This window comes from Shewanella sp. T24-MNA-CIBAN-0130, from assembly GCF_040310185.1.
GTDB lineage: Bacteria > Pseudomonadota > Gammaproteobacteria > Enterobacterales > Shewanellaceae > Shewanella > Shewanella psychromarinicola.
Genome location: NZ_JBEOPP010000006.1, coordinates 81,133 through 94,083, shown reverse-complemented (window position 1 = coordinate 94,083; position 12,951 = coordinate 81,133). Strand labels below are relative to the sequence as shown.

Sequence of the window (12,951 nt, the reverse complement as noted above, 5' to 3'; positions counted from 1 at the left end):
ACCAATAAGTAGACAATAAAAAACCCAGCTAATTGCTGGGTTTTTTAAGATATTACATACTAATTAGTAAGCATTAGTTACAACTTTGGATCACATCACTATTATTCACAACAATCGTCGCTTGTCCTAAACCAGCTGTTTTTGCAAAACCTGCTACTTGAGACTGCATTTCAACAGTAGCTTGCATTGCCATACCATCTGTTGCAGGTGTCTCACCAGGACTCACAATCGAACTGTGATGACCTTTAGAAAAACGTACCGCACCAGAACCAGGCGTTGTTGTATCAACACAATCTAGGCTTAACGAAGCTATTAATGGTTCAGTACCCGACAATGGGAAACCTTCAACACTATTAGGTAAGGTTTGGTCTGGTAAATTACCAGCACCATCACCGACAATCTCGATCAGGTGCACAGGTAAACCGGTAGACGCTAATTTCTCACCATGGTTAATCGGGTCTGCTGAATCAATAGCCGTTTGCACTGCAAACGCAAAGGTAGGAATAAAGCCAGCATAAACCGCCTGCACTAATGCTGCGTATTCTGGGGTACCAGGCTCATAACCTGCTGTATTAGCCGCCGTCACAAGATCCATGAAAGTGCTAGAGGCAGTAATGTTACTAAACAACACTGGCCCAAACGCCGCAGATCCAGCAAAAGCACCCGCTAAACCACCCGATGGCGCCACTAACGATGCTGCATTAATTGCATAAGCGTTAGGTAAAGCATCACCCGTCATAGGATTAACTAATCCGGTACTCGCATAGGTTGAGAATGTGGTACCCACAATGCCTCCTAAACTCAAACCTTGAGCACTCATTTTAGATACATCAAATACTTGAGGTTGACTTGCCGCAGCGAGTTGTTGCGCCATTCCAGTCAATAATAATCTTAAACCTAAATGGTCTAAGGTTGCTTGACGGAAATTGTCACGTACTGTCAGTGTGCTTGAAATATTGACAAACACTAATGGGTTACCATTGGTAAACGCATCAGGTGTACCCACTACCGGACCAAATGAAGGATCTGTAGCAGATATTTCATAAATGCCGTCTTTGTCTAAATCAAATGAGCGGGCACCGTGTAATGGCATATCTATCGCGATAGTGGCAACACCAGCAGCAGCGTAAGTGCCGGCATAAGCAAGCGCCATTTCTTTACCACCGCCTAAACCATGCAGTGCAATCGTTGTTGGCCAACCACTGGTTGGTGGTACAAACGTACCCCCTTGAGCAGCAGTAAATGCGGCAAGCTTAGCCGCATTGGGTAAGGTAATTTGAACGGCAACAGTTTCATAACCTTGGATAGCCGGAATAGGATTAAACTTAGTTAAATGTTTAGTGGTGTCAGCTGCAGTACCATCGTCAAGTTTCCACTGCTTACCTGCAAGCAGTGCTGGGTTGCTCAACGCTGCTTGAGGGTCAACACCGTTGTCAGATGCTTGGGCAAAATAATTAGCTTGGCTTAATGTACCGGCCTGTAGTGCTAATAATACTGATACCGGGCTGTCGCCTTGAGCAAACCAGCGACCATTGGGGGCTGTTGGGGCACCATCGATGATTGGAATAGTACAAGTTGCAGATGAACAATCACCGTAAATAGGCAGCTTAATTTTTGCGGTGTAAAGATCGGCCATGTCAGCAACAACATATGCTGCACCGTCTTCTACAGTTAATCCCGCAGCCTGAGCAACAGTGTATCCCGTTGGCGTTATCGCTTCTGCAAATGCAGGCATATAGGCTGGGTTAGACGCCATCAATAATTTAGTGGTTTCATACACATCAGCTACGGACTGAGTGGTAAATAAGCCTGAAAAACTAATCGACTCAGGGTCAACGCCATGTGTTGCAGCAACGCCTTTCTCATAACTGTTAACGAGATACTGGAGCATTTTTTGTTGTTCTGTTTCAAGCTGCTGAGTTTCAAAATCTAACTTTAACAGACCATATGTAGTAGACGGAGCAATACCACGGCCTAACGAATCTTGAATAAGATCGGTAGTCACGTAGATATAAGACTGGCCAGCTTTTAATGGTTTAAGCGGTACGATGGCAACTTTATTGCCTGATGCTTTTGATACAAAGTCAACGCCAAATTGAAGCTCTTCACCCACTTTACAGGCAGAAACTGAAGGTGCTGATTGACACTCAGCATCACTTGATAATGCTCCGCCCACCGTCGCTTCGAACATACGCACCGCACCCGGTTGAAACACAGAGGCTGCATCCAACGTTAACGCATTGCCCTGTAAATCATTAGCAAGTTCAACAGTAACCGTAATAGGTGAGCTAGTTGACCAGCCATCTAATGCACCTAATGCGATTTGAGGATCAGTATAGTTACCGCTGGCCTCGCCAGGGATAGATAATGTGCCATCGGTTGTGCCACTAAAAAGTAAATCGTTTGGTAATGGTACTAGGCTATTAGCAGGATCAAACTGCATATGTGAAACAGGCACTAACGGCTCAGCATTCGCTACGGCTTCGTTAAAACTGTCACCACCACATGCTGTTAAGCCAAGAGCAGATGTTATTGCAACACCCAAAATGAGTCTTTTCATCTTTTTTCCCCAAATCTTGTTTTAATAATTTTTTTTCCCCAAAAACTAGTCACAATAAGTCCAATCATGCGACCATAAGGACTTATGTTAGTCCTTAACTATTCTCAAGTTAACGTAAAATTATTGAGTTAGCTACAAGTTTGTTACATACGTATGACCTATTGGCATACAATTATTAATCATTTGTTTCAAACGGTCGTTTATTTTTTATCCGGTACTAGATTTGACGGGCGATTGCGCTAAGAGGAAATAATCAATCATGTTGGAATATCAAGCTGCAAAAGATTTACTCAATAACAAAACAATCTTAGTTACGGGCGCTGGAGACGGGATTGGTCGTGCAGCATCAATCGAATTTGCCAAACACGGCGCAACGGTAATTTTACTCGGTAAGACCGTCAAAAAACTCGAAAACGTATACGATGAAATTGTCAATGCGGGTTATCCAAAGCCTGCCATTGTGCCTTTAGATATGAAAGGCGCGACTGAACAGAATTATATTGATATGGCAGACACCATTGCTGAGCAGTTTGGTCATTTAGATGGTTTATTGCATAACGCATCTCAACTGGGAGCATTAGGCCCATTTGAGCATATTGATTTAACCTCTCTTGAAACCATTTTAAAGGTTAATGTCACGGCTCAAGCCATCATGACCAAGTCATTATTGCCTATAATGCGTAAAGCCGAGCATGCTTCAATTGTGTTTACTTCAAGCGGTGTTGGCCGTAAAGGTCGAGCTTATTGGGGACCTTATGCTTTTTCTAAATTTGCCACCGAAGGAATGATGCAAGTATTAGCCGATGAGTGTGATAACACTTCGGTACGAGTTAATAGTATTAATCCTGGCGCAACTCGCACTGAAATGCGGGCAAAGGCTTATCCTGGTGAAGATCCAAAAACCCTAAAAACAGCACAAGAAATTATGCCTAGTTATTTATTTTTGATGGGCAATGGCTCTATCGACACAAATGGCCAAGCGTTAAATGCTCAGTAAGTAATGCAGCGTCGAAAAAAAACGGAAGCAATTGCTTCCGTTTTAGTTTTAATTCTAATTTTTAATAACAGTCTCGTTTAGAAACTCATATTCTCGGTATTCTGGCTCACTAGCTTATCGCCAATACCTGTCACCATGGTTAACTGTTGTAAATCGGTGAATTTGCCATTTTTGGTTCGATAATCAACTATCGCTTTTGCTTTCGCTTGACCAATACCTTTGAGGGCTTGTAATTCCTCAACACTGGCATTATTGATATTGACCTTTTGCATATCAGTTGATTTTTTTTTAATCGCTTTTGTCATTTTCTGTGTAGGTTCTGCCATTGTTTTTGCCGTTTCTGCGGCGTAAGAATGACTGCTTAACAAACAGCATAAACCCATAAATATTGCAGTTAATGTCAATGGTGATTTCATTAGATTCTCCTTTCTGTCCTTAATTTGCTGGTATGCGTCCTTCTCCATTACCAAGCTCGAACGATTCGGAACGCGTAGGGTTTCCGGATCGGAGGCTAACTGTAGTCAATAAACTCACATTGTACAAAAAAAACACATATTTTATTCGTTCTTATCAACAGGCTGAGTTTGTTTCGATTTGTTTTTGGACATCATTGACGAGGTAAACTGCTTTAATTCACCCAATAAATGCTGATGAACGTGGGATAATTTAGGCTTATTGTGTTTATTAAATGCAATAGGGCGACACAAACTCATAGCTTGATAACCGAGTCTTGCGGTAAGTAAACCGCCACCGAGCCCCTGTGCAATTCGGGCAGATAACTTGCCGGTCATTTCCACCGATAATAATTGGGTCCCTAAATCGGTAATCACCTCTGTGCTCCCCGCGTAAATAAGATTAACCACAATGCTACGAATAAGTTTTATCCGACTCCAATAACCTAACTCAATCGCATAAATAGCAGCGACTTCATTGATCATTTTTTGATTACGCCACAAAATAATAGCCATATCCAGCGCGGCGAGCGGACTGGCCGCTAATAATAATGCCGACTCTGCAGCAAAACGATTAACTCGCTTTTTAGCAAGTAGATCACGTTCAGACAACACAATATCTTCAAATAATACAACGATTTCAGCATCATTATGTTCATGGCTACAGGCTTGTAGATATTGTTGCTTTGCCTCGTTATTTGGGTATTTGGCTAATATTGGTGCCAGAAATTGTTTAGCTTCACCCATTTGCATGCTTTGCGACAACCGTTCAGCTTTCGCTTGATGGTCACTCACCTTTTTAAGATTAACTAATTTACGCCATTCTTTAAGGGTCAACACCATCGCCCATACACTAACAATGGATAACACTGTTGCATAAAAACCAAATAACCACGGACTTTGCTGAAGAGAGTCAATTAACCCCATCACGGTTTGAACTATGACGAAGAACACCAAACCAATAATCGATAATCTTGCCAATAGTGACCAACGCTTGGGTGTTGCAGGTTTAATGCTGTCTTCCATTGAGGCTGGTAATTCTATTAAGGATTTCTCACAAATAAAGTCAATGTCTTCAAACGGTTTAGCGGGCTTAATAGGATCCGCTTTGGAATGCGCCTCTTGAGTCACGATTAAGTCTGACTCCGTAAATATTTGCGATTTCTTTATCGGCGAACTATGTGTAGATTCATTCATAACTAAGGCCCAAATTATTGCTCAAAATAAATCCATTAAGACAATTTATCGCCTAATAGGAACTCTAAAAGGTGATCGAGACGAATGTGTTCAAATTGCGGATTGTGATCATGAATATGACTTAAATTAGGCGGCAGAAAAGCACTAAAACTAAATCCTTGTTGTTGCCAAAATTCTGCATCAGGTAATGATGCCGGAACATCGCCAGGATATAAGGTCACTTTCTTACCATCAAGCCCAGTCCCTTTTACCACTTCTTGTTGAACACCATCAATATTGACCATCCCATGTTGAGTGGCCTTAATCGCACTTATCGCCATGGTTTCAACTTCACTGCCTTCAAAATTGGCATAATGCTGGCTTTGTTGTAGCATTGCGGTTAACAAACTGAGCACATGACTCTGTTGATCACGGGTCACTCTGTCTACTTGGCTAGCAGCAAATAAAACTTTATCAATCCGCGGTGAAAACAGACGTTTTATTAAACTCGACTGACCAAATTGAAAGCTCTCCATAATGCTGTTAAGTGCACGGCCCATGTCATTAAATTGCGCCTGACCATGATTAAGCGCATTTAAACAATCAACTAATACCAATTGGCGATCAAATCGAGAAAAGTAGTCACGATAAAAGGGCTTAACGACTTGTGATACGTACTGTTCATAACGCCGTTTAAGTACGTGATAATTTGAATCACTTGAGCTTGCAGATAATTCCGAATGCTGAATTGGACTCAAGGTAATCAATGGAAAGAATGTCAGTAACGGGGTATTTTCATATTCACCCGGTAATAACATACGCCCTGGTTGGGCGTGATAAAACCCCTGTTGCCGAACCAAATCAACCAATAAGGTTTGATACAAATCAGCAATGTGCTTAAGTTGTTGTTCATCCGCTAATAGGCTTAAGTCTAACTGCTCTACTGCCTGATTAAATGCCGCAAATAAAGGTGAATGGCTTAAACATGTCACGGTGGCCTGTTGCGACAAACACCAATGGGTAAAGTCTTGTTTAAGCATAGGTAAATCAAGTAACCACTCACCAGGATAATCAACAATATCGACATACAAGGTTGCGGTATCCGTCAACTTTGCTAACAAGCCTTGTTGTGGCTGATACTTAATCGCCAAGCGTAATTCAGTAATATTTTTGGTTGAAGCGGGCCAATAGGGAGGCGACGAGCTTAATGCATTTATTGCACCTTGATAATCAAAACTGGCAATATCTAAATCAGGTTGCATGGCACGGTTGACGGCAATTAATCGACCTTCGCGCGCCACTTGCCATAATGGTAAAGGATTGTGCTTGGCCCCTTTCCCGGCATGCAATAATTGGTTAACTAATCCGCTGATAAAAGCCGTTTTACCTGCACCTGATAATCCAGTCACAGCTAACCTAACATGACGGTCGGTACTACGATGAACCAAAGATTGCGCGGTTTGAGTGACGTGAAACAAGGAACGATCTAAAAATCTCATGATGGCTGATGGCTCCCCAAAAACACGGGCGGAAAACCGCCCATTAGTAGGATTAAAGACTATTTATTTGGCGTTTAAGATCAAAGTTGTCTGAAGTGACATGTTCTTCGAGTCGTCGTAAACGGACTTCTAATCCATTAAATTGACGATTAACATCAAACAACGCTTGCTTTGCAGGTTCACCCGCTTGCCAAACTTTCTTTTTAACTTCAATATCTTTGTGCTGATCTCTGTGTTGTAAGTTCTGTGGCTTAATATCTAATATCATCCATAAGGCAATATAAATAACAAACACAAACCCTGAGCCACCGAGTAAGAATATCGACACAGCGATGACACGTACTAGCCATGTTTCAAAGTTAAAATAATCAGCGATACCTGAACACACCCCAGCCACTTTACCACTTTTGGGGTTGCGGTATAAAGTACGACCATTAGCTGAGCTCATGTTTTGCTCTCCATTCTGGTGATTCAGTATCTAAAATCGCTTCTAATGTTTCGATGCGACTACTCATTTTCTCAGCTTTAGCAATTAAACCATTAAGCTGATTAAATTCTTCCTCAGTGAGTCCCTGGCTCACTTGTCGCTTACTGCGATAATGAAGAACCAACCAGATAGGTGCCACAATCACCATAAAGATGATAATTGGTGCAATAAGAAGATCCATATCCATAACTCACCTCTGAATAAATTTATGCTTTAGATTTAGGTTGTGCTTTTGCACTCATTTTTGCTTTTAATGCTGCTAATTCGTCATTGACAGAGTCTTCTGCTTCTAATGCTGCAAACTCGTCAGCGAGAACGTTCTTTTTACCTAAATCATATGATTCTACCTGTGCTTCAATCCCTTCAACTCGACGCTCATATTGTTCAAACTTCATCATCGCATCATCGATTTTGCTTGAATCAAGCTGCTTTTTTACTTCTAAACGTGAAGTGGCAGTTTGCTTACGCATAATGATGGTTTTTTGACGAGCACGGGCATCATTCAATTTTTCTTGAAGTTGAGCGATTTCATCTTTTAAACGAGCAACATGTTCTTCAACAACTTGCAGTTCCATTTCAAGAGCTTGCAGTAAACCAACTGTTTTTTGTTTTTCACTCAAAGCAGCTTTGGCTAAGTCTTCACGATCTTTGGATAACGCTAACTCAGCTTTATTCTGCCAATCTTGAACCTGCTCTTGAACACGAGCAATCCGACGAAGTAATTCTTTTTTCTCAGCCAATACTTTCGCTGAGGTTGAACGTACTTCAACAATAGTGTCTTCCATTTCTTGAATGATAAGACGGACCATTTTTTCTGGATCTTCGGCTTTATCAAGTATTGAGCTGATATTTGAATTAACGATATCAGCGAAGCGAGAGAAAATTCCCATAATGTGTTCCTCAAAATTAACGTGGATGTCGCAGTTAGTAATACACATTACGTGCCAATATTTACAAGTTAAATAATATCATACACTTAAACAAATATTTAACTTTTGCTTTCTTTTAACACTCAAGCCATTTATTATGATTTTCACCAATTATTAGTCTAAATCACTAACAATTTTGCGAGTAGCTAACTGTGAGTAAACAATTTCAGCAAAATAATCTCATCGGCCAATCTAATGCATTACTTGAAGTATTAGAACATGTGTCTAAAGTCGCGCCATTATCCAAGCCTGTGCTCATTATTGGTGAGCGCGGCACTGGCAAAGAATTAATTGCAGAACGACTACACTACTTATCTCCTCGTTGGGATCAAAGCTTTATTAAACTTAATTGTTCTTCACTAAGTGAAAATTTACTCGAAACTGAGCTTTTTGGCCATGAGTCTGGTGCATTTACTGGCGCAAAAGGTCGGCACGAAGGTCGTTTTGAACGCGCTGATGGTGGAACACTCTTTTTAGATGAACTCGCAAACACCTCGGGATTAATCCAAGAAAAGTTATTACGTGTCATCGAATATGGTGAATTTGAACGAGTGGGTGGCAGTAAAACAGTTCAATCTGATGTTCGGCTTATTTGTGCCGCCAATGAAGATTTACCGACCTTGGCAGAAAATGGTGAATTTAGAGCTGATTTACTCGACCGTTTAGCCTTTGATGTAATCACCTTACCTCCATTAAGACATAGAACCGAAGATATCATGACATTAGCAGAATATTTTGCTATTGGCATGGCAAGACAATTATCACTGGAATATTTTGGCGGTTTTAGTCCGCTGGCGATAGAACAATTAATGATGCACAGCTGGCCAGGGAACATCCGTGAATTAAAAAATGTCGTCGAGCGAAGTGTTTATCGCGAAGGGACTGATGGCCAAGAAATTGATCATATTATTTTAGACCCTTTTGCATCACCCTACCGTCCAGTAAATAGAGTCAAAACCCGAGAACGTCAAGCTATGCAGATTGAACATGCCACGGCCTCTGTTGCTGAGCCCATTGAGTCCCGTATTAACACCGACACATCAGCCGTATTGAGTAGCATCGAATTTCCAATAGATTTTAAAGAATATACCGAAAACAGTGAAATAGAATTATTGCAACGCGCATTGGCTGAAGGCCTGTATAATCAGAAAAAAACCGCCGATTTATTAGGCTTAAGCTATCATCAACTTCGTGGTATTTTGAAAAAGTACAACTTACTCGATAAGAGCTGAATGAAGCTTGGATATGCTCATTGCCCCAATGCAATGAACACTGTTAAAATAACCACTCAAAATCGATAAAATATGATCACACCATGCCTGTTATAGTAAAACGTTGGTACCAGCTGATGTCTCTATGTCTATCCAGCGTTATGTTGGCTGCATGCGGACAAGCACAATTACCTTCTGGTCTCGTATATTGTAGCGAAGGTAATCCCGAAAGTTTTAACCCCCAGCTTGTCACATCTGGCACCACTATTGATGCCACTTCACATCAGATTTACAGCAGATTGGTGAATTACAGCCAACAAAAAGCCGAGATGACTCCCGGCTTAGCAACATCATGGCAAATCTCCGATGATGGGTTACGTTATCTATTTACCTTGCGTGAGCATGTTAGCTTTCATAAGACGCGGCACTTTGCCCCTACAAGAGATTTTAATGCCGACGACGTGTTATTTTCATTTAACCGTATAATTGACCCCTTGCACCCATATCATTTAGTCAGCAGAACCGGTTATCCATTTTTTCAAAGTATAGGTTTTGCTGATTTAATCGATAAAATTGAAAAAGTAAACGATTACCAAGTTATCTTTCATTTAGTGCGTAAAGATGCTTCTTTTTTATCTAATCTCGCCACTGATTTTGCCGTAGTGTTATCGGCAGAATATGGTTATCAACTTTTAGCCCAGGGCAAGCCTGAAGATATTGATTATTACGCTGTAGGCACAGGACCTTTTCAGCTCAATCAGTATGTTAAAAATGAATATATTCGCTATAAAAAGAATCCAGTCTATTGGGGACCCACGGTTGAGATAGACCAATTGGTGTTTGATATTACCCCAAGAAGCACCGCGCGCATTGCCAAATTAATCACCGGAGACTGCAGTGTTTCATCATTGCCCAAAGCGGGTGAGCTTGCAGTACTTAACCAACATAAGGATATTATTGTCGATACCAAACCCGGACTGAACGTGGCATTTTGGGCATTTAACACCCAAAAACCGCCATTAGATGATGTTAGGGTAAGGCGAGCGCTTGCACATGCTATCGATAAGAATAATATTTTAGACGTGGTATATAATGATACCGCCGTAGAGGCTACAGGGGTTTTGCCTCCAGCATCATGGGCTTATTCGAAAAACTTATCGCCTAATGAATATAACCCTGAAAAAGCCAAAGCTTTACTGCAACAAGCAGGCGTATCTAATTTATCCATTAATGTGTGGGCCATGCCTGTGGCGCGGATTTATAATCCTAGCGCACTGAAAACAGCGGAGCTTATTCAGGCAGATTTAGCCCGTATTGGGGTAAAACTTAATATCATTAGCTATGATTGGAGCGTGTTCACCCAGAAGTTAGCCAGTTCTAATTATGATTCGGTTCTCATTGGTTGGAATGCTGATAATAGCGACCCCGATAATTTTTTTACCCCGTTATTAAGCTGCGCAGCATTAGCCTCTAACAATAATCGCTCTCGCTGGTGCCAAAAAGACTTTGAACACTTATTAACCCAAGCCCAAAGTGTCTCAACTCAACCAGAACGTAAAGTTTTTTATCAAACCGCCGAAGCGATTATCAGCGATCAAGTTCCTATGGTGACACTTGCTCACGCTAAAAAAGTGGTCTTGAAAAAGAACAATATTACTAGCATGCAAATTAGATCTTATGGCGGCATTTCATTTGCCGGAACAACCAAAACAAAAGAGGAAAACCAATAAATGTGGCGTTACCTCTTTAGGCGCATAACGCTGTTTATGGCCACATCACTGTTAATGATAGCAGTGCTATTTATGGCATCGGGACAATTTCCTGTCAGTAAAACTTACTCGCTGTCGGGGATTCAGTACCCAACGATTGAGCAAAAACAGCAAATTGAACAAGATTATCAATTAAACGATAATCAATTATTGCAGTTTACTGCCTATTTACGCCAGCGTTTGTCGGGTAACTTAGGGATATCCAGTAACTCGCAGCAAGAGGTTTCAGAGGAACTGGCTTCAGTATTGCCTGCTTCATTTGAGCTGTCGTTATTTTCAGGATTTATTGCGGTGTTCTTTGGGGTTCCCATAGGTATTCTGGCTGCCTTAAGCAATAATAAAGCGCTTCAACATAGTATTTTAGCGGTCACTTTAACGGGTTATTCTATCCCGGTATTTTGGCTGGGGTTAACCCTATCTATGTGGTTTGGAGTCAATTTAGGCTGGTTGCCGATTTCAGGCCAAATTAATTTACTTTATGAAATTGAACCTGTCACGGGCTTCATGTTAATAGATACCTTATTATCTGATTCTGCTTATCGCATTCCGGCATTTCATGATGCTTTACTGCACTTGATATTACCCGCAGTCACTTTAGCGGTACTTCCCTTTACATTGGTGGTGAGGATCACTCGACAAGCCATTTTAAATGTAATGAATAAAACCTATATTCGAGCCGCTGAAGCGCGAGGTTTACACACAGCTAAAATACTGTTGCGCCATGCATTACCCAACGCCTTAATTCCAGTGCTAAAAAGTATTGGTTTAATGCTGGGATCGTTTGCTAGCTATGGCATCGTGGTTGAAGTTATCTTTTCGTGGCCAGGTGTAGGCAGCTGGTTAGTTTCGGGCATTTATCAGCGTGATTATACCGTCATTCAAGCAGGCATTTTATCTGTCTCATTATTAATCATTTTCTTGAGCATTTTGATTGATTTGCTTCATACCGCAATCAATCCAATGAGCAGAAAGGAATTGTATGCCTCGAATTAAAATTTACCAAGAAGATCATATTGCCTCACCGCTGTGGCGAATGTGGAAAACGTTTTCGGCTAATCCATTTGCCGTAATCGGTCTATGGGCCGTCATATTTTTATTAATATTAACTATTTTCGCCCCGATCATCGCGCCTTATTCGGCCGAGATGCAAGACCAACAAGTATTACTATTGCCGCCATCATGGGATCCTGCCGGTTCAGTAGAACACTTTCTTGGGACTGACGATCTTGGACGAGATATTTTTAGCCGCATCTTACACGGCGTACAATTAACCTTTGGTATGTCACTACTTATTGTGGCGGCTTCGCTGTTTTTTGGCTTTATTATTGGTTCGCTTTCAGGAATGATGCGCGGTATTAAGTCGAGTATTCTGGGTCACTTATTAGATGCACTCCTCTCTATTCCTTCATTATTAATGGCCATTTTAGTGGTCGCGGTTATGGGGCCAGGACTTAATAATGTGTTTTGGGGCGTGGGGATCGCGATGGTTCCACAATTTGTCCGTGTTATTCATCAAGCCGTTCATGAAGAGCTACAAAAACAATATGTCACTGCAGCAAAACTAGACGGTGCCAACTCATTGCAAGTTTTTTGGTATGTGATTATGCCCAACGTATGGGATGTGGTGATTATTCAGGTCACGATGGCAATCTCTGCGGCGATATTAGATATCGCTGCACTCGGTTTTTTAAACCTCGGAGCTCAGGCACCGAGTCCAGAGTGGGGGGCGATGGTCGCACAAGGGCTTGATAATTTACTGCTCGCACCTTGGACCGTAAGTATCCCTGGTATCGCCATTTTGTTTACCGTGTTATCGGTTAACTTAGTTGGTGATGGTTTACGTTCTGCGCTTGCACCGATAAGAAACTAAC

12 protein-coding genes are annotated in these 12,951 nt (G+C 41.4%); 5 read left to right on the top strand and 7 right to left on the bottom strand.

Annotated features, from left to right (window positions below; genetic code table 11):
• Positions 1-73: 73 nt before the first annotated feature.
• Complete coding sequence (locus AAEZ02_RS04085; protein WP_124013366.1) at positions 74-2,560, bottom strand: VolA/Pla-1 family phospholipase; 2,487 nt, start codon at positions 2,558-2,560, stop codon at positions 74-76.
• 259 nt (positions 2,561-2,819) lie between these two features.
• On the opposite strand from AAEZ02_RS04085, the gene AAEZ02_RS04080 reads away from it, so the two are divergent.
• The gene (locus tag AAEZ02_RS04080; RefSeq protein WP_101030340.1) at positions 2,820-3,557 is read left to right on the top strand and encodes a YciK family oxidoreductase; all 738 of its coding nucleotides are present in this window, start codon (positions 2,820-2,822) and stop codon (positions 3,555-3,557) included.
• A 77-nt stretch (positions 3,558-3,634) separates the two neighbouring features.
• Here AAEZ02_RS04080 and AAEZ02_RS04075 read toward each other — a convergent pair whose 3' ends face one another.
• The 6 genes from AAEZ02_RS04075 to pspA form a co-directional block, all read right to left on the bottom strand.
• Complete coding sequence (locus AAEZ02_RS04075; protein WP_206191864.1) at positions 3,635-3,973, bottom strand: ComEA family DNA-binding protein; 339 nt, start codon at positions 3,971-3,973, stop codon at positions 3,635-3,637.
• Between the two features lie 141 nt (positions 3,974-4,114).
• Positions 4,115-5,206, bottom strand: coding sequence for a TIGR01620 family protein (locus tag AAEZ02_RS04070; RefSeq protein ID WP_124013367.1), 1,092 nt, complete (start codon positions 5,204-5,206; stop codon positions 4,115-4,117).
• A 35-nt stretch (positions 5,207-5,241) separates the two neighbouring features.
• Complete coding sequence (locus tag AAEZ02_RS04065) at positions 5,242-6,684, bottom strand: YcjX family GTP-binding protein (protein ID WP_101030338.1); 1,443 nt, start codon at positions 6,682-6,684, stop codon at positions 5,242-5,244.
• A 52-nt stretch (positions 6,685-6,736) separates the two neighbouring features.
• The gene (gene pspC, locus AAEZ02_RS04060; RefSeq protein WP_101030337.1) at positions 6,737-7,132 is read right to left on the bottom strand and encodes an envelope stress response membrane protein PspC; all 396 of its coding nucleotides are present in this window, start codon (positions 7,130-7,132) and stop codon (positions 6,737-6,739) included.
• The gene (gene pspB, locus AAEZ02_RS04055) at positions 7,119-7,358 is read right to left on the bottom strand and encodes an envelope stress response membrane protein PspB (RefSeq protein WP_101030336.1); all 240 of its coding nucleotides are present in this window, start codon (positions 7,356-7,358) and stop codon (positions 7,119-7,121) included. Before pspB ends, pspC begins: the two co-directional genes overlap by 14 nt.
• 19 nt (positions 7,359-7,377) lie before the next feature.
• On the bottom strand, positions 7,378-8,061 hold the full coding sequence (gene pspA, locus AAEZ02_RS04050; RefSeq protein WP_101030335.1) for a phage shock protein PspA: 684 nt from the start codon (positions 8,059-8,061) through the stop codon (positions 7,378-7,380).
• Positions 8,062-8,252: 191 nt separating this feature from the next.
• Between pspA and pspF the strand changes: the two genes are divergently transcribed.
• From pspF to AAEZ02_RS04030, 4 genes are all read left to right on the top strand, one after another.
• Positions 8,253-9,332: a phage shock protein operon transcriptional activator gene (gene pspF, locus AAEZ02_RS04045; RefSeq protein ID WP_101030334.1), complete on the top strand. Its 1,080-nt coding sequence runs from the start codon at positions 8,253-8,255 to the stop codon at positions 9,330-9,332.
• Between the two features lie 83 nt (positions 9,333-9,415).
• Positions 9,416-11,041 carry an ABC transporter substrate-binding protein gene (locus AAEZ02_RS04040; protein WP_351122066.1) on the top strand — a complete coding sequence of 542 codons (1,626 nt, stop codon included), beginning with the start codon at positions 9,416-9,418 and terminating at the stop codon, positions 11,039-11,041.
• Entirely contained in the window at positions 11,042-12,073 is a 1,032-nt protein-coding gene (locus AAEZ02_RS04035; protein WP_101030332.1) for an ABC transporter permease, read from the top strand.
• Positions 12,060-12,950, top strand: a complete 891-nt coding sequence (locus tag AAEZ02_RS04030) for an ABC transporter permease subunit (protein WP_124013370.1) — start codon at positions 12,060-12,062, stop codon at positions 12,948-12,950. The genes AAEZ02_RS04035 and AAEZ02_RS04030 overlap by 14 nt, the downstream gene beginning before the upstream one ends.
• Position 12,951 lies beyond the last annotated feature (1 nt).

Excerpts from the sequence above, each read along its gene's own strand:
- AAEZ02_RS04085 (WP_124013366.1), bottom strand. The coding sequence starts at position 2,560 with ATGAAAAGACTCATTTTGGGTGTTGCAATAACATCTGCTCTTGGCTTA.
- AAEZ02_RS04040 (WP_351122066.1), top strand. The coding sequence starts at position 9,416 with ATGCCTGTTATAGTAAAACGTTGGTACCAGCTGATGTCTCTATGTCTA.
- AAEZ02_RS04070 (WP_124013367.1), bottom strand. The coding sequence starts at position 5,206 with ATGAATGAATCTACACATAGTTCGCCGATAAAGAAATCGCAAATATTT.
- AAEZ02_RS04080 (WP_101030340.1), top strand. The coding sequence starts at position 2,820 with ATGTTGGAATATCAAGCTGCAAAAGATTTACTCAATAACAAAACAATC.
- pspB (WP_101030336.1), bottom strand. The coding sequence starts at position 7,358 with ATGGATATGGATCTTCTTATTGCACCAATTATCATCTTTATGGTGATT.
- pspC (WP_101030337.1), bottom strand. The coding sequence starts at position 7,132 with ATGAGCTCAGCTAATGGTCGTACTTTATACCGCAACCCCAAAAGTGGT.
- pspA (WP_101030335.1), bottom strand. The coding sequence starts at position 8,061 with ATGGGAATTTTCTCTCGCTTCGCTGATATCGTTAATTCAAATATCAGC.
- AAEZ02_RS04075 (WP_206191864.1), bottom strand. The coding sequence starts at position 3,973 with ATGAAATCACCATTGACATTAACTGCAATATTTATGGGTTTATGCTGT.
- AAEZ02_RS04030 (WP_124013370.1), top strand. The coding sequence starts at position 12,060 with ATGCCTCGAATTAAAATTTACCAAGAAGATCATATTGCCTCACCGCTG.
- AAEZ02_RS04035 (WP_101030332.1), top strand. The coding sequence starts at position 11,042 with ATGTGGCGTTACCTCTTTAGGCGCATAACGCTGTTTATGGCCACATCA.
- AAEZ02_RS04065 (WP_101030338.1), bottom strand. The coding sequence starts at position 6,684 with ATGAGATTTTTAGATCGTTCCTTGTTTCACGTCACTCAAACCGCGCAA.